The organism is Mycobacterium sp. D16Q13 (assembly GCF_002013375.1).
GTDB lineage: Bacteria > Actinomycetota > Actinomycetes > Mycobacteriales > Mycobacteriaceae > Mycobacterium.
Map to the genome: position 1 here is coordinate 679,341 of NZ_MAEW01000003.1, position 16,039 is coordinate 695,379.

The window sequence follows — 16,039 nt, forward strand, 5'->3', positions numbered from 1 at the left end:
CAGATGAGCGGCGATACTCGCGTGGTAGAGCCGGGCGAATACACGGCACCCGCACGCCCGCCGGAGATCACGGGCATTCCCTGCGCCGACGGGCACCCGCTGCCACCCGGTCCACTACCCGGGCGCCCCTATGCCCTGCCCGCCGATCTGCTTGTCGAAGAGCTCGGGCCGCTCTTCTATGCGGACTTCGGGGTTTCGCGTCGGCTCTACGCCTGCTCACTGGCCCTTGTCGAGGAGCTATGCGACGAGACCCGGTTCATCAAGGGCATTACCGATCGGCTGGACCGGTTCCGCCCGCTGGCGGGCGACGGGCTGTTCACCGCCTATCCGGGTGAGCCGAACTGGCAGACAGCCCACGATGTTCTGCTGCCCGGCTTCAGCTTTAGCGGCCTGCGCAACTACCACCCCGCCATGCTCGACATCAACCGTCAGCTGCTGGCCCGGTGGGACGGGAGCGCCGGCGAGCACCTCGTGGACGTGGCTGAAGATCTGGGCAAGCTCGCCATGGACACGGTCGGGCTGGCCGGGTTCGGGGCGAGGTTCGACTCCTACCAGCACGACGGCCTTGCCGCGGTTCCGGCGAGTTTCGCCGTTGCGCTACAACAACTACTGGCTCCGGGAGGCGGCAATCAGGATCTGTTCAGGGCCGAGCACGACAAGCTGCATACCTTCATCGATGAGCTCATCGCCCGGCAGGGCAACGGTGCCGACGAGCATGAGAACCTCCTCGGGCTCATGCTCGCGCCCGGTACCCCCGAGACTCCGGCGCTGGAGCTGAGCAGCGTTCATTCTCAGGTCCTGACGTTCTTGATCGCCGGGCAGGACACCACCTCCACGGTGATGCCGACCGCGCTCTACAGCCTGGTCAAAAACCCTGCCGTGCTCCACCGGGCGCAGGCCGAAGTTGACGCGCTATTCGGGCCGGGAGACGAACACACCCCGACGTTCGACGAGATCGGCAAGCTCCGCTACATCCGCCAGGTCGTGGACGAGACATTGAGGCTCTCACCTCCGGTCCGTGAATTCGACCGGATGGCCACGGAAGACACCCTGCTCGCGGGGCGCTACCCGGTGCAGAAGGGCGAGGTTGTCACCGTCCTCACCACCGCGCTGCACCGGCAGCCGCAATGGGGTGACAACGTGGAGATCTTCGACCCGGACCGGTTCTCACCGGAACAATCGGCCGGGCGGCCGGTGAACCTGTTCAAGCCCTTCGGCACCGGCGCCCGGTCCTGCATCGGGCGGCAGTTCGCGCTGCACGAGGCGACAATGACCCTGGCAACGCTGGTACACCGATACCGCTTTATCGACGCCGAGCATTACCAGCTGCGCACTCACAGCGATCTCCTCCGGAAACCGGTCGGCTTTCGGATTGGCTTGGCGCGGCGCACTTCCCACGACCGCCAGCATGAGCGTGCCGCGACAACCGCCGTCACACCGCAGGAGACGCTGCAACCGGCGGCGGCCGCCGCACCGGGGTCGGCACTGACCGTCTTCCATGGGTCCAATCTCGGCACCTGTCGAGCACTGGCACATCAGCTGGCCGAGGAAGCCTCCGACCTTGGCTACCACACGACCGTCGCCCCCCTGAATGAAGCGACACGAGCCTTGCCCCGCGAGAGCGTCATGGTCGTGGTCGCCGCGTCCTACAACGGTCAACCGACTGACGACGCCCGTCAGTTTCTCGCGTGGCTCGAGAGCGCGGAGGCTCGCGCGGACAGCGGGCTGCGCTTCGCGGTATTGGGTGTCGGGGACCGGAACTGGGCTGAGACCTACCAGGCGGTGCCGAGGAAAATCGATGAGCGCCTCGCCGCGCTCGGTGGTACGTCGATTCTGCCCCGAGGTGAGGCAGACACTTCCGGCGATTTCGCGGGCAACGTCGAGTCCTTCTCGCAGGCCCTCTGGACTTCGTTGGGCGCAGTCGCCGGTGCGGATGCTCTTGACGGCCCCACCGAGGGGCCCCTCTACGAACTACGCGCCATCGACGGCCCGGTAACGGCGGCTCTCGACGCCCGGTTCGAGGTGATGCCGATGACCGTCCTGGAGAATCGGGAGTTGGTCAGCGCCAACAACGCACTGGGACAGGCCAAGCGGCTGGTACGCGTCGCATTGCCTGATGGCGTCGAATACCGCACCGGAGACCATCTCACAGTCCTCGCAGATAACCAGCCTGAAGTAGTGGACGCCGCCGGAGAACTGCTCGGCCTCATCCTGGATCGGCGTATCTCCGTCAATACCCGGCGTAACACCCGGCGGGCCATCGCGCTGGACCGCGAAGTAAGCGTGCGGGAACTGCTCACCCACTTCCTCGAACTACGCAAGCCGGCCACCCGAACGCAGCTGCTGCGGCTCGCGGCGGCCAATCCCTGCCCGCCGGAACGGTCCGCGCTGGCGGCGCTCGCCGAACATCCGGAGACCCGCTCGCTCGGTATCGCGGGCTGCCTCATGGAATTCCCCGCCACTAAGCTGTCCCGCGCCGAGCTGCTGGAGCTGTTCGAGCCGATGACACCGCGGCACTACTCCATAGCCTCCTCGGCACGGCAGAGTCCGGGGATTGTCGAGCTGGTGGTCAGCGTGCTCGACGCTCCGGCCCGATCCGGGTACGGGGATTTCCAGGGAGTGGCATCCAACTACCTCGCCAACGTCACACCGGGACAACAAATCCGGGCACGCGTCGACCAGGCGCGGCAAGCATTCCGCGCCGGGGCCGACCCCTCCCGAAATGTCATCCTGGTCAGCGCCGGTACCGGTGTGGCACCGTTCCGGGGATTTGTCGGTGACCGGCTGGCCGCGCAGAGCGCTGGTGAGCCCTTTGCCCCAGCACTCTGCTTCTTCGGCGTCCGGCACCCGGAAGTGGACTACCTCTTCCGGGACGAGTTCGCGGCAGCCGAACAATCAGGTGTAGTCCAGATGCGCCCGGCGTTCTCCCGCGCCGCCGAGAACGGTGTCAAGTACGTGCAAGACCGGATCGCCGCCGACGCGCGCGACATCTGGGATCTGCTGGGCGACCCGGCCAAGCAGACGCACGTCTATGTCTGCGGCGATGGCGGCAAAATGGCCCCCACCGTTCGCGATGCCTTCTTGCAGATCTACCGGGAACACACCGGCGCCAACGAGTCCCAGGCCCGGGACTGGCTCATCGAGCTCGTCGAGGCCGACCGCTATGTCGAGGATGTCTGGACGGAGTGAGGCCTACTACGGCCAACCCTGCCCTCCATTCCGTTGCCTGCGGTCAAGTGGGAGAGTAACCCGATGCGTAGACGCACCTTCCTTCGTTCCGGTTCCTTGGCCCTGCCGGCCGCAGCACTGGGCCTGACCGCCGCCGGGAGCGCCACGGCCGACGTTCGCCCCACCGGGTCGATTACGTACCCGTTCAGCACCATTGACATACCCGCGAAAAGCGCGCCCTGGAATCTGGAAACGAGCCGCGCCGTCCTGCTGGTCCACGACATGCAGCACTACTTCGTGAAGGCCTATACGCCGCAAGCTGATCCCATCGCGACCGTACTGAAGAACATCAAGAGCCTGCTCGACACCGCACATGCCCACGATGTGCCGGTGCTCTACTCCGCGCAGCCGGGGGGCATGACACCGGAACAGCGTGGGCTCTTCGGCCAGCTCTACGGACCCGGCATGCCAGACGATGACGCCGAGCGGGCGATTGTCGATCCCATCGGGCCGGCGGCGACGGATACCGTTCTGGCGAAATGGAAGTACAGCGAGTTCTTCCGCTCTGAACTGTTAGAGATTCTGCGCAATGCCAACCGGGATCAGCTGATCATCGTCGGCGTCTACGCCTTCTCGGGGATCACCGCGACATCCACCGATGCGGTCCAGAACGACATCCAGGCATTCATCGTCTCCGATGCCGTGGCGGACTACACCTCCACGGGGCACAACCAGGCGCTTGCCTGGTGTGCGGAGCGCACCGCGCGAATACTGAACACCCGGTCAGCGCTAGCGGCACTGGATAATTCGTAACAGTTGACGGCACGACATAAGGCCGCCCGCATCACACGCGGGCGGCCTTATGTCTTGTGCTTAGACCAGCGCGGGCACCGTGGCCAGCGCCTGGGCGACGCCCGAGACGATCGCCGCGATCTTGAGCGCCTCGAGTATCTGCTCGCGGGTCAGTCCAGCCTCGCGCAGCACCTTCTCATGTGATCCGACGCAGAAGTGACAGCCGTTGATGGTCGATACCGCGAAGGACCACAGCTCAAACTCCGCCTTGTCGACGCCGGGGTTACCGATGATGTTCATCCGCAGACCCGGGCGCAGATCGTCATAGGCGCCATCGAGGAAGCCCCGCCCGCGGTAGAACACGTTGGTCATCGCCATGATCGAGGCGGCACCGAGCGCGGCGTCGAGTGCCTCGGGCGACAGGACGGTCGCGGCCTCTTCGCGAATCTCCTTGAACACCTGCTCGTTGCGGGTGGCCGCCGCTGTCGCGACGAGAGTGCCCCACAGCTGAGCCGGTGAGAGTACGGTGCCACGGGCGACCGTGCCCAAGTTGAGCTTGAGATCCTTGGCGTACTCGGGCAGCGCCTCTTTCAGGTTGTCAACACCCATGTCAGACGCCCGCGCTCATCAGCTCGCCCGCGTCAATCGTCGGGTCGCCCTTGCGCCAGTTGCAGGCGCACAGCTCATCGGACTGCAGTGCGTCGAGCACGCGGAGCACCTCGTCGACGTTACGGCCCACCGAACCCGCTGTGACGGAGACGAACTGGATGATGTTGTCGGGGTCGACGATGAAGGTCGCGCGGTCGGCGACACCATCAGAGTTCAGCACGCCGGACGCCTCGGCCAGCTCGCGCTTGAGATCGCTGAGGATCGGGAACGGCAGGGTCTTGAGGTCCTCGTGCTGTGCCCGCCACTGGAAGTGCACGAACTCGTTATCCACCGATGCGCCCAGAACCTGGGTGTCGCGATCGGCGAACTCGTCGTTCAGACGGCCGAAGGCGGCGATCTCGGTGGGGCACACGAAGGTGAAGTCCTTCGGCCAGAAGAAGATCACACGCCACTTGCCGGGGTGGTCGTCGCTGGTGACGGTGGTGAAGTAGTCGTCCGGCTGCTGGGCGTTCACCTTCGACAGATCGCCGCCGATGACCGCAGTCAGGTTGTAGGCCGGGAATTCATCGCCGATGGTCCGCAGAGTCACGATTCTCCTTCACGTATTCGCTGAATGCTTACTGGCACCATCGTGCCGGAAATCTTTCAAAAACAAAACGTGATTGTTGGCACTATATTGATAGGTATGTCCGATCGTAGTTATCAGCCGACAGTGGTCGGCCTGCGCGCCTTTGTGGCTATCGCCCGTAAACGCCACTTCGGCAGCGCTGCGGCCGAGCTTGGAGTCAGTCAACCCTCGCTCTCGCAGGCCCTGTCCATGCTCGAAGAGGGGCTGGGCGTGCGGCTCGTCGAACGCAACACCCGCAAGGTGTTGCTCACCCCCGAAGGGGAGACATTGCTGGAAAGGGCCACCGCGGCACTGGATGCGGTCGACGAATTTACCGCTGCCGCAAGCGGCGTGCGCGATCCCTTCGCGCAAACCCTGCGACTCGGCCTGATCCCCACCGTGGCTCCTTATGTGCTGCCGATGGTGCTCAGCGGCCTGTCCCGCGAGTTCCCGGAGATGTCCCTGCGGGTCACCGAGGACCAGACCGTACGGCTCTTGCGATCCCTGGCCGACGGGTCACTGGACGTCGCAGTCATGGCATTGCCAGCGCAAACTCCCGGTATGGCGGAGATTCCCATGTACCGGGAGGACTTTGTGTTGGCACTGCCGACAGGACATCCGCTCGCCGGAAGCCATGCGGTCGATCCTGCGGTGCTCGCTGAGATGCCGCTGCTTTTGCTGGATGAGGGACATTGCCTGCGCGATCAAGCCCTGGAGGTATGCCAACTCGCCGGGGTGCGACCCGATCTCGGCCACACCCGCGCGGCCTCACTGGCCACCGCGGTGCAATGCGTCGAGGGCGGCCTTGGGGTCACCCTCATCCCGGGCACCGCCGTCACCGCCGAGACCGCGAGTGGTGGACTGGCCACCGCCACCTTCGCGGCGCCGATCCCGGGGCGGCGGATCGGGCTGGTGTATCGCGCGATCAGTGGCCGCGAGGATGCCTACCGAAAACTGGCCGAGCTGTTGACCCGCCTTGTCGCGGCGGTACACCCGGTCTCGGCGGAGGCCGCCTAACGCCAGCGCGCGAGGATCTCCTCGGCCCGCGTCGACAGCGCGCGCTGCAGGAAGGGACCGAAACTGATCCGCCCCACCCCGAGAGGCCCGAACGACGCCGGGTCGTCCACATCGGGCACCGCGATCGCGTTCACTGGAAGCGGAAGCTCGGATGTCAAGCGCCGCTGCACCTCAGGAGCGTGACGGCCCACCGGGTACAGCGAATCGGCACCGGCCTCGGCGGCCAGGGTGAGACGCGCGATGGCCCGATCCACGCGATCCGACTCGTCCCCTATCTGACGCAAGAGGATGTCGGTACGTGCATTGATCACCACCGGTACGCCCGCCGTGTCGGCCGCAACACGAAGTGCACCAACAAGATCGGCGTGTTCCTGCGGCTCACGGATCCGGCCGCCCTCGCTGTGCACCGAGTCCTCGATGTTCAGACCGACCGCGCCCGCTTCGATCAGTCCCTCGATGAGTCGCCGGGGTGTCTGCGCATAGCCCGACTCGATGTCCACCGACACCGGCAGATCGACAGCGGCGGTGATCTGCGAGACCCGGTCCAGCACGTCCTCGTAGGACATCCCCTCCGCATCGGGCTTGCCTACCGAATCGGCAAGCGGATGCGAACCCACTGTCAGCGCGGCGAAACCGGCATCCGCCGCGAGCCGCGCGGACCACGCATCCCACACCGTCGGCAGAAATACCGGATCGCCCGGCACGTGAAGTGACTTCAGCAGGGTGGCCTTGGCGGCGAGGTCGTTGGTCATGCCCACATCCAACCCTGCCCCATGCGGATTTACTCCACCGATGCGCCCGCGGAACCACGGCGTGCCATGAGACGCGCGACCGCGTCGTGCATGTGCTCCTCAATGAGCCGATAGGCGGCGGGCGCGTCACCTGCCCCGATCGCCGCGCAGAGCACCTCGTGTTCCCGCACCTGCTCCCGCAGGTCCGGGTAGGTGCCCTGCAACTCGCCCAGCAGCATCCGCGTCTCCAGCAGCAGCGTGCGCATCGCCCGGCGCAATCGCGGGCTTCCCGAGCAGTCGACCAGCACCTCGTGAAAGTCCTGATCGGCGTCGGTCACGGCGACGATATCGCCTCGAGTGGCGGCCTCCGTCATCACCGCCACCGGCACGAGCAGCCGCCGGTAGGCGGTGACGGTATCGCCGGACATGATGCACTCCAAGGCCGCTCGCTCGATGGCGGCCCGCGACCGGTAGACGTCGAGGACATCTTCGTCGGTCAGCTCGATGACGAAGATGCCGCGGTTACGCTCGCTGCGCAGCAGGCCCTCCGACACCAAGCGCTGCATGGCTTCGCGCAGCGGTCCGCGGGACACCGCGAATTGCGCCGCCAGCGAGGACTCCCCCAACTGAGCACCCGGTGGCAGGACCCCGCGCATGATCGCGATCCGCAGCCGCTCCGCGATCAGCTCGGCTGTCGATTGCCGCTCCAGCGGAGCGAACTCCTCAGGTACCAGCGTGGTCATTGTCGTCTCCTGAAAAGCCGGCCCAAATGCGGAGCCGTGCCCGCCTCGGGCACCTCGTCGATTAATCGCAAACCTTCCCACACCGTCACCTGGTTTGCCGTCAATACCGCCTTGTCCAGCCGCGATTCGAGCCGCTCGACGTGTGCGATGGTGTGCATGGCGGTGTCGGGGATCAGCAGCGCCTGGGCATCGGGGTGGTCATTGGCAGCCGCCAGCTCGTCGACCTGGTCCGCCGTGAGACGGCCCACTTCGGCAGCGGTATCGATGCCCGCCTCCCCCATCGCCACCACCTCTATATCGTGGGCGGCCAGGAAGGCGACAAACAGCTCGGCGATATCGCGCGGATAGCTCGCCGCCACCGCCACCTTCGAAACTCCGAGTGCGGCAGCGGCATTGACGAAAGCGAAGGACGTGCTGGACGCCGGGGTGCCGCTGCGCTCCGACAGGCCCGCTACCTGATCTGCCGCGCCCTGCGGGCCGTACACGAAGCTGCCCGAGGTGCACGCCCATACGACAGCACCCGGGTCGTGCGGGCGCAGCAGCCGCGCGCCCTCCGCAAGCCTCTCCGAACCGCCCAGATCGAGCAGCTCGGGAACCGCGTGCAAGTCCGTGCCGTAGATGTGCACGACGGGAAAGTTCATATCCAGCTGACGCGCCACCAGCGGATAGTCCGATTCGGCAGCGTGGTCCGGGTAGATGAACCCCACCGTTGGACGCGTATTACTCACTCGAACCTCCTCCGAAGACATCGCGGAGCCACCTGCCGGGCCCCATCATGGGAAGACTCATCCGGTCAAGACAGGCCCAGATGGTCAGTTGGTTGGCCGTCAGCACCGGCTTACCGAGCAGGCGCTCCAACGGGTCGATCACGTCATAGGTGCGCAGATTGGTGCAACTGACGAAGATCGCCTCGGCATCGTCGGTATCGGCGGCCAGGATCCGCTCGGCGACGGTGCGGTAGTTGACCTTCCAGATGCCCCCGCCCAGGCCCAAATGGTCGGTGCGCACCACCGTGACGCCCAACTCCCCCAAGAACTTCGCCAGCAGTTCGGTCAGCTCGGCGTCGTACGGAGTGATGACGCTGATTCGGTTGATGTTCAGCGCGGTCACCGCCTCGGCCAACGCCCCCGAGGTGGTGACGGCCGACTTGGCTCCGGCCGCCATGATGGCCTCAACCAGTTCCCGCTCATGCTCGACGCCACGGATGAAGCTTCCCGAAGTACACAGGTATGCAACGACTTCCGGCTCTACATGCAACACGTCGCGGGTGGCCGCCTGCAGGTGACCGGTGTTGGACACCAGCTCCGCCATGGCCCGGCTCACCGGCACCGGCTCGTATGGCGTGCGGGCGAGATGTAGAGACACCTCAGCAGGAATCCACCGCCACAGCTCACGCTCCAGCGCGAGATCAAAGGGGGCGATGACGCCGATGCCTCGCTGATCGGCCGACTCCGCGAAGTCGGGAAGTGACGAAAGATCCACCGGCAGGGCCTAACACTCGCAGCATCGCTTCGCGCCTGAGCCAGAGCTGATCATCACTCAGATTGTTGACAATCATACGATATCTCCCTACGGTGTCAACGTGAGTGCCCGCCGGATTGTCGCGGATGAGCCGCTTGCGCGAAGACCAGTAATAGTGGTGCAGCACGCCGCCGCGGTTCCAGACCGTCTCGGCCCCATCGCTGAGATCGCCGAGCTACGACTGGTGGAATCGGGCCGACTCGCCACGGCACTGCCGGGAGCCGAAATTCTCTTCGTCTACGACTTCCGCTCCCCTGCACTACGTGAAAACTGGTATGCCGCAGACTCTCTGCGCTGGATACAGATCGCCTCTACGGGCGTCGATCCTGTGCTCTTCGGCGAGCTTGTCACGAGCGACGTCGTGCTTACGAATTCACGCGGCATCTTCGAACGCCCCATCGCCGAATACGTGCTTGCGCAGATCCTGGCCTTCGCCAAGGACATTCGCCGATCCACCCACGCGCAAGCTGCGCTGAGCTGGCGGCACTTCGAATCAGAGCCCATTGAGGGCGTCCCCGTCGCGGTGCTCGGGACCGGTCCGATAGGGCAGGCCATTGCCACACTGTTAACCGCCGTCGGCATGCGGGTCACGGTGCTCGGCCGGGCCGAGTCTGCTGACTTGGCCTCGCACGTCGGCGATGTCGAGTATCTGGTGCTCGCGGCGCCGTTGACGGCACGGACGACGGGAGTCGTCAACGCGCGTGTCCTATCGGCCATGCGGCCCACCGCTCGTCTGATCAATGTGGGTCGCGGTGAACTGGTGGGAACCTGGGATCTGGTGTCCGCACTGCATCGGGGGTCCATCGCCGGTGCCGCGCTGGACGTCACCGATCCCGAACCGCTGCCCATTGGGCATCCGTTGTGGCACACACCGAATGCGCATATCACTCCGCACAACAGCGGCGACGTCCACGGCTGGTCCGATCGGCTACAGGACCAATTCGTCGCCAACGTCGAGCGCTACCTCCGGGACGAGAAACTTCTGAACATCGTCGATAAGGACAGGATGCACGGCAATGCATGAACCGACCGACCCCACCGAGATGACGGCGCTGGAGCTGGTGGCCGCCTATACCTCGGGTGAGCTTTCGCCGGTAGAGGCGACGGCGGCGGTGCTGTCCCGGATAGCCCAAACCGACAGTGCCATCAATGCGTACTGCCTCGTCGACGAGGAAGCGGCACTGGCGGCCGCCACCAAATCCGAAGAACGCTGGCGCGGCCACTACACCCGCGGGCTGCTCGACGGTGTGCCGATCTCTATCAAGGACGTCTTCCTGACCCGAAACTGGCCCACCTTGCGCGGCTCCGGACTGGTAGATGCCGCCGGCCCATGGGAGGTGGACTGCCCTGCCGTCCAGCGCATCCGGGCCGACGGCATGGTCATGGTCGGTAAGACCACCACGCCCGAGCTCGCCTGGAAGGGGGTCACCGACAGCCGACAGCGGGGAATCACCCACAACCCGGCCGACCCGCGCCGCACTGCTGGCGGGTCCTCGGGCGGCAGCGCCGCCGCGGTGGCCGCGGGCATGGCTCCGATGTCGATTGGCACCGACGGCGGAGGCAGCATCCGGATACCCGCCAGCTTCTGCGGGGTCGTCGGATTCAAACCGACCCATGGCCGGGTCCCGATGTATCCGATCAGCCCCTTTGGCCCACTGGCCCATGGCGGTCCGATCACCCGAACAGTCGAAGACGCCGCGCTGCTGATGGACATCATCAGTCTGCCGGACCACCGCGATCCCACCTCGCTGTCGCCCACGCTTACCACCTACCGCTCACAGGTGTACCGGGATATGACCGGTCTGGACATCGCGTACTCGCCCACACTGGGATACGTCGACGTCGATCCCGAGGTGGCCGCCCTGGTGGAGAAGGCGGTGAACGCTCTCGACGAGGCCGGGATGCCCGTGACCCACGCCGATCCGGGATTCACCGATCCTATCGATGCCTTCGAAACACTTTGGGCCGCGGGAGCAGCCGCCAGCCTGAACACCTACGGCGCCCGCACCGAGGTACGCGACGGCATCGATCCTGGGCTGGCGCAGATGTGGGATACCGGCGCCGGGGCCTCTGCCACCGAATATCTGGCGGCGCGCAACACCTGCGTGCAATTGGGTATCGCCATGGGCGGTTTCCACGAGGTGCACAACGTCCTCATCACCCCGACCGTGCCGATCCCCGCCTTCTCGCTGGGCGCTGACGTTCCCCCGGACTCCGGGATGCGATGGTGGGCCCAATGGACACCATTCACTTACCCGTTCAACATGACTCAACAGCCGGCGCTCTCTATCCCGGTGGGTAAGACCGCACAGGGGCTGCCGGTCGGCATGCAGATCATCGGCCCGCGCCACAGCGACGATCTGGTGCTGTCGGTGGGCCATTTCGCCGAGCGGGTGCTCGCGGGCTAGGAACAGGCTAGGCCCGCGCGAAGGCCAGTTGCTCGCCCTGAACCCCGGTAAGCCACAGGTCCTGGCAGGCCGCCGCGATATCGGCCAGACCCTCCTCGATGGTCGCGAAGACATTTCCGGGCACCCAACCGGCATCACCGTTGATCAGGAGATTGTTCCGGCCGTAGAAGATCGCCAGATCGGTGGCGCCTTGCGCTGAATGCGCTTCCGACCCCGGCTCGTATCCGTACGCGGGATTACCGATCTCCCACGGTTCGAAACCGAAGAAGCACACGTCGCCGGGGATGGGGGTAATGGTCGGGTTCTCGCGGCCCGGTGCGGGAAGCAAGGGTGGCAGCAGGGTGTACACCTCATTGCGTGCGTACTTGGCGTGATAGGCCTGACCGACGACCGGCAATGAATTCCACACCGTGTCGCAGGTTCTCGGTGCCTCGGCGTCCAGGAGCCGCGCACGACAGGTGATGTCTCGCTTGGTCAGCGTGATCGAGATATAGCGGTCCATCACAGCCCTGCCAATACGGTGCTCCAGATGCCGAGTGCATCGGATATCTGGTCGGCCGTCACCACCAACGGCGGAATCATGCGCACCACATTCATGTGCGGTCCGCACATGAGCAGGAGCAGTCCGTTCTCGGCGGCGGCAGCCTGCGCGCGGGCGGCCAGCTGCGGCGCGGGACGGCCATCCTGACTGAACTCCACGCCAACCATCAAACCCAGACCGCGCACGTCGCCGTCAATACCCCTCTCGGCCGCTATCTTTCGCGCACCATCGAGAAGTTCCCTGCCCCGCACCCGCGAGTTCTCGACGAGCCGTTCTTCGTCGATCACGTCGAGGGTGGCCACCGCTGCCGCACATGCGACGGCGTTGGCGCCGTAGGTACCCCCTTGTGAGCCGGGCCAGGCGCGCCCCATCAACTCTGCAGATGCCGCGATACCCGAGATGGGGAAACCGCTGGCAATGCCCTTGGCCATCACCAAGATATTCGGCGTTACGCCGAAATGCTGATGCCCGAAATACTCTCCGGTGCGACCGAATCCGGTCTGGACCTCGTCGAGCACCAACAGGATGCCGTGCTCGCGGGCGCGCTCGGCAACGCCGACGAGGAACTCGGTGTTGGCGGGGATGTACCCGCCTTCTCCGAGCACCGGTTCGATGACCATCGCCGCCACCTGATTCGGTGCCGTCGCGGTGGCGAACAGGTAGTCGAGCTCTTGCAACGCGAACCGGGTGGCCTCGGCCTCGCTCCAGCCGTATCGATACGCCGTCGGGAACGGCGCGGTGTACACACCTGCCATCAAAGGCCCGATTCCCGAGGAGAATCGCGGTCCCGATGTCGTCATGGTTGCGGCGGCCAGCGTGCGTCCATGAAATCCACCCTGAAAGACAACGATATTCGGGCGACCGGTGGCCTGCCGCGCCAGCCGCACAGAGGACTCGATGGCCTCACTGCCGGAATTTGCGAAGAACAACGAGTCCAGATCCGCAGGCAGCACGTCGCCAAGGCGGCGCACCAGGTTCTGCAGCGGACGGTGCATCACGGTGGTGTATTGCCCGTGGATCAGCGTGGCCACCTGCCGTTGTGCGGCCTCTACCACGCGCGGGTGGCAGTGACCGGTGCTCACGACGCCGATACCTGCGGTGAAATCCAGGTATTCACGGTCACTTTCGTCGTACAGATAACAACCCTGGCCTCGCGCTGCCACCACCGAGGTGGCCTGCTTGAGCACGGGCGATAACGCGGTTGCGGATGAGCCGCTGGCGCGAAGACCCACAGTCACGGCGCCCCTTCCCTTGATACATCCAGAACTATTGTCGATTGTTGACAATCTCCCTAGCATGGTGGCATGCATCCCGGCACAGTGTCTACCCCCCTGCCCACCGAGACCGCGGTGATCGCCGCCGCACTCGCCCAGCAGGTCGGCCACGGCCCCACCTTCCCTGTCGTCGACCCGGCCACCGAGGAAGTGCTCGCCGATGTCGCCGACATGGATGGCCCCGCGGCCCTCGCCGCATTGGGCAATGCCGTTGCCATACAACGCTCCTGGGCCTCGACGTCACCGCAGCAGCGATCCGATGTGCTGATGCGCGCATACACGCTGATGATCGAGAGCTCCGAGGACCTGGCCCTGTTGATGACCCTGGAGATGGGCAAGCCCCTGGCCGAGTCACGCGGTGAGGTCGCCTACGCGGCGGAGTTCTTCCGCTGGTTCGCCGGCGAGGCGGTGCGCCTGGACGGGGGCGTGATGCTAGCACCCGACGGCGGATCACGGTTAATCGTGACGCACCGACCGGTGGGCCCGTGCCTACTGATCACTCCGTGGAACTTCCCGTTGGCCATGGGGACACGAAAGATCGGTCCCGCACTGGCCGCGGGCTGCACCTGCTTGGTCAAACCCGCAGAGCAGACACCACTGTCGATGCTGGCCCTGCTCGGGATCCTGCGCCGGGCCGGAGTTCCCGATGGGGTGGTCTCCGTCATCACCACCGCCGACCCCGGATCGGCTATGGCTCCCCTGCTGGCCGATCCCCGGATCCGCAAGCTCTCGTTCACCGGATCTACCGAGGTCGGTCGCCACCTCCTCGCGCAGTGCGCCCCCACCGTCAAGCGCACCTCCATGGAGCTGGGCGGAAACGCACCCTTCATCGTGTTCGACGATGCCGATCCCGAAGAGGCCGCCGCCGGCGCGCTGATCGCGAAGATGCGCAACATCGGGCAGGCCTGCACCGCCGCCAACAGGATCTACGTACAGCGCGCTATCGCGGGGCCGTTCACCGACGCACTCACCGAACGACTGGCCGCGTTGCGCATGGGGCGCGGTACCGAACCAGGGGTGGACGTGGGTCCACTGATAGACCCCGACGCCGTGGCCAAGGCCGACCGGCTGGTCAAGGACGCCCAGAATCGGGGAGCCACCGTGCGATTGGGAGGCGAGGCGCCCGGCAGCAGCGGCTACTTCTATCCCCCGTCGGTGCTGACCGACGTGCCCGATGACAGCGACATGATGCGCACCGAGATCTTCGCACCGGTTGCCGCGATAGCGAGCTTCGACACTGAGGAGGAAGTGATCGCCCGCGCCAATGACTCCGAATTCGGCTTGGTGGCATACCTATACACCAATGACACCCGCCGCGGATGGCGCGTGTCGGAGGCACTGGAGACCGGCATGGTAGGCCTGAATCGGCCCGTCGTGTCAACTCCCGCAGCGCCATTTGGCGGCGTCAAACAATCCGGAATCGGGCGCGAAGGCGGTTTCGCGGGCATCGAAGAGTTCCTGGAGACCAAGTACATCGGTGCGGCCGTATGAGCGCCCGGATGAGAGTAGCGACCATTCCGGGTGACGGGATCGGCGTCGATGTGACCCTGGAGGCGGTCAAGGTGATGGACGCCGCCACCGGCGGACGCATCGAATGGACCGAATTCGACTACTCCTGCGAGAGATACGCCAAGACCGGCGCCATGATGCCCGTCGACGCGCCCGCCATATTGTCCGGGTTCGACGCGATTCTGCTTGGCGCCGTGGGGTATCCGGGCGTACCGGATGACGTGTCGCTATGGGGCCTGCTGATTCCGTTGCGGCGGGCCTTCAACCAGTACGTGAACCTGCGGCCCGTCCGCTTGCTGCCCGGGCTCGCTTCACCTCTTGCCGGAGTGTCCGCGGATGCCCTGTCCATGGTGATCGTCCGCGAGAACTCCGAGGGCGAATATTCCACCATCGGCGGTGTGCACAATCGCGGCAGTCAGCACGAATTCGCGCTACAAGAATCGGTTTTCACCCGCCTTGGATGTGAACGGATCATCCGATACGCGTTTGAGCTGGCCGCCTCGACAGGACTGCGGGTCTGTTCGGCGACGAAGTCCAACGGCATCATTCATTCAATGCCGTACTGGGACAGCATCTTCAATCAGATTGCAGCCGAGTATCCGCAGATACCGTCCATGTCGATGCATGTCGACGCCCTCGCCGCACGCATGATCAGCGACCCGGGAAGCCTGGACGTCATCGTCGCTTCCAACCTCTTCGGCGACATCCTGTCCGACTTGGCGGCGGCCATCACCGGTGGACTCGGACTCGCGGCGTCGGGAAACATCAACCCGGAGCGCACGGCCATCTCCATGTTCGAGTCGGTACATGGCTCCGCGCCCGATATCGCCGGACAGGGCATCGCCAACCCCGTCGCGCAGATACTCGCCGGGGCAATGCTCCTGGATCACCTCAGCGAAACCGGCGCGGCGAACAAGATCCGCCGTGCCGTCGACCAGGTACTGGCGGAAGGCCGGGTCCGTACCCCCGATCTGGGCGGTACCGCCACCACCGAACAGCTCGGCACAGCAATTGCAGAATCCGCTCGGTGATCGTGAATTAACCAAAGACATCAGTGACTTGTGTCACCTCCCGTTCGGCTGTCCTGGCAAGATGGGTGTCGTAGCCTGTGATCCACGA

Annotated in this window: 15 protein-coding genes; 7 read left to right on the forward strand and 8 right to left on the reverse strand. The window is 65.3% G+C overall.

The genetic code is table 11. The features are described 5' to 3' along the window. The first annotated feature begins 3 nt into the window (after positions 1–3). Both B4400_RS05995 and B4400_RS06000 read left to right on the forward strand, forming a co-directional pair. Positions 4–3,189: a bifunctional cytochrome P450/NADPH--P450 reductase gene (locus B4400_RS05995; protein ID WP_078307229.1), complete on the forward strand. Its 3,186-nt coding sequence runs from the start codon at positions 4–6 to the stop codon at positions 3,187–3,189. A 63-nt stretch (positions 3,190–3,252) separates the two neighbouring features. After that, positions 3,253–3,981, forward strand: coding sequence for an isochorismatase family protein (locus B4400_RS06000; RefSeq protein WP_078307221.1), 729 nt, complete (start codon positions 3,253–3,255; stop codon positions 3,979–3,981). Between the two features lie 60 nt (positions 3,982–4,041). Here the strand turns inward: B4400_RS06000 and B4400_RS06005 are convergent, their stop codons facing one another. Both B4400_RS06005 and B4400_RS06010 read right to left on the reverse strand, forming a co-directional pair. Continuing rightward, on the reverse strand, positions 4,042–4,569 hold the full coding sequence (locus B4400_RS06005) for an alkyl hydroperoxide reductase (RefSeq protein ID WP_078307219.1): 528 nt from the start codon (positions 4,567–4,569) through the stop codon (positions 4,042–4,044). A gap of 1 nt (position 4,570) precedes the next feature. Next, entirely contained in the window at positions 4,571–5,158 is a 588-nt protein-coding gene (locus B4400_RS06010) for a peroxiredoxin (RefSeq protein ID WP_046255069.1), read from the reverse strand. Between the two features lie 96 nt (positions 5,159–5,254). Between B4400_RS06010 and B4400_RS06015 the strand changes: the two genes are divergently transcribed. Beyond that, the gene (locus B4400_RS06015; RefSeq protein WP_078307218.1) at positions 5,255–6,193 is read left to right on the forward strand and encodes a hydrogen peroxide-inducible genes activator; all 939 of its coding nucleotides are present in this window, start codon (positions 5,255–5,257) and stop codon (positions 6,191–6,193) included. On the opposite strand, the gene B4400_RS06020 is transcribed toward B4400_RS06015, so the two are convergent. From B4400_RS06020 to B4400_RS06035, 4 genes are read right to left on the reverse strand one after another with little or no spacing between them, the layout of a single operon-like run. Beyond that, positions 6,190–6,945 carry an isocitrate lyase/PEP mutase family protein gene (locus B4400_RS06020; RefSeq protein WP_078307216.1) on the reverse strand — a complete coding sequence of 252 codons (756 nt, stop codon included), beginning with the start codon at positions 6,943–6,945 and terminating at the stop codon, positions 6,190–6,192. The genes B4400_RS06015 and B4400_RS06020 overlap by 4 nt on opposite strands. Positions 6,946–6,974: 29 nt before the next feature. Further along, a complete protein-coding gene (locus B4400_RS06025) occupies positions 6,975–7,667 on the reverse strand; it encodes a GntR family transcriptional regulator (RefSeq protein ID WP_078307213.1) in 693 nt (230 codons plus the stop codon). Next, positions 7,664–8,395, reverse strand: coding sequence for a maleate cis-trans isomerase family protein (locus B4400_RS06030; RefSeq protein WP_078307212.1), 732 nt, complete (start codon positions 8,393–8,395; stop codon positions 7,664–7,666). Before B4400_RS06030 ends, B4400_RS06025 begins: the two co-directional genes overlap by 4 nt. Beyond that, positions 8,388–9,149, reverse strand: a complete 762-nt coding sequence (locus tag B4400_RS06035; RefSeq protein WP_078307211.1) for a maleate cis-trans isomerase family protein — start codon at positions 9,147–9,149, stop codon at positions 8,388–8,390. The genes B4400_RS06030 and B4400_RS06035 overlap by 8 nt, the downstream gene beginning before the upstream one ends. Before the next feature lie 100 nt (positions 9,150–9,249). Between B4400_RS06035 and B4400_RS06040 the strand changes: the two genes are divergently transcribed. Both B4400_RS06040 and B4400_RS06045 read left to right on the forward strand, forming a co-directional pair. Further along, the gene (locus tag B4400_RS06040; RefSeq protein WP_286151003.1) at positions 9,250–10,212 is read left to right on the forward strand and encodes a D-2-hydroxyacid dehydrogenase; all 963 of its coding nucleotides are present in this window, start codon (positions 9,250–9,252) and stop codon (positions 10,210–10,212) included. Then, positions 10,205–11,596, forward strand: a complete 1,392-nt coding sequence (locus tag B4400_RS06045; protein ID WP_078307210.1) for an amidase — start codon at positions 10,205–10,207, stop codon at positions 11,594–11,596. Before B4400_RS06040 ends, B4400_RS06045 begins: the two co-directional genes overlap by 8 nt. Positions 11,597–11,603: 7 nt before the next feature. Here the strand turns inward: B4400_RS06045 and B4400_RS06050 are convergent, their stop codons facing one another. Next, entirely contained in the window at positions 11,604–12,098 is a 495-nt protein-coding gene (locus B4400_RS06050; protein WP_078307208.1) for a DUF3830 family protein, read from the reverse strand. After that, a complete protein-coding gene (locus B4400_RS06055) occupies positions 12,098–13,375 on the reverse strand; it encodes an aspartate aminotransferase family protein (protein ID WP_078307206.1) in 1,278 nt (425 codons plus the stop codon). Before B4400_RS06055 ends, B4400_RS06050 begins: the two co-directional genes overlap by 1 nt. Positions 13,376–13,441: 66 nt before the next feature. Between B4400_RS06055 and B4400_RS06060 the strand changes: the two genes are divergently transcribed. Together B4400_RS06060 and B4400_RS06065 are read left to right on the forward strand one after the other, a co-directional pair. After that, positions 13,442–14,902 carry an NAD-dependent succinate-semialdehyde dehydrogenase gene (locus B4400_RS06060; protein WP_078307205.1) on the forward strand — a complete coding sequence of 487 codons (1,461 nt, stop codon included), beginning with the start codon at positions 13,442–13,444 and terminating at the stop codon, positions 14,900–14,902. Further along, positions 14,899–15,951 carry an isocitrate/isopropylmalate dehydrogenase family protein gene (locus tag B4400_RS06065; protein WP_078307202.1) on the forward strand — a complete coding sequence of 351 codons (1,053 nt, stop codon included), beginning with the start codon at positions 14,899–14,901 and terminating at the stop codon, positions 15,949–15,951. The genes B4400_RS06060 and B4400_RS06065 overlap by 4 nt, the downstream gene beginning before the upstream one ends. The last annotated feature ends 88 nt before the right edge of the window (positions 15,952–16,039 follow it).

Bases quoted from the DNA above. Each gene is read 5' to 3' on its own strand.
- B4400_RS06065 (WP_078307202.1), top strand. From the start codon at position 14,899: ATGAGCGCCCGGATGAGAGTAGCGACCATTCCGGGTGACGGGATCGGC.
- B4400_RS06020 (WP_078307216.1), bottom strand. From the start codon at position 6,945: ATGACCAACGACCTCGCCGCCAAGGCCACCCTGCTGAAGTCACTTCAC.
- B4400_RS06025 (WP_078307213.1), bottom strand. From the start codon at position 7,667: ATGACCACGCTGGTACCTGAGGAGTTCGCTCCGCTGGAGCGGCAATCG.
- B4400_RS06050 (WP_078307208.1), bottom strand. From the start codon at position 12,098: ATGGACCGCTATATCTCGATCACGCTGACCAAGCGAGACATCACCTGT.
- B4400_RS06015 (WP_078307218.1), top strand. From the start codon at position 5,255: ATGTCCGATCGTAGTTATCAGCCGACAGTGGTCGGCCTGCGCGCCTTT.
- B4400_RS06060 (WP_078307205.1), top strand. From the start codon at position 13,442: ATGCATCCCGGCACAGTGTCTACCCCCCTGCCCACCGAGACCGCGGTG.
- B4400_RS06005 (WP_078307219.1), bottom strand. From the start codon at position 4,569: ATGGGTGTTGACAACCTGAAAGAGGCGCTGCCCGAGTACGCCAAGGAT.
- B4400_RS06000 (WP_078307221.1), top strand. From the start codon at position 3,253: ATGCGTAGACGCACCTTCCTTCGTTCCGGTTCCTTGGCCCTGCCGGCC.
- B4400_RS06045 (WP_078307210.1), top strand. From the start codon at position 10,205: ATGCATGAACCGACCGACCCCACCGAGATGACGGCGCTGGAGCTGGTG.
- B4400_RS05995 (WP_078307229.1), top strand. From the start codon at position 4: ATGAGCGGCGATACTCGCGTGGTAGAGCCGGGCGAATACACGGCACCC.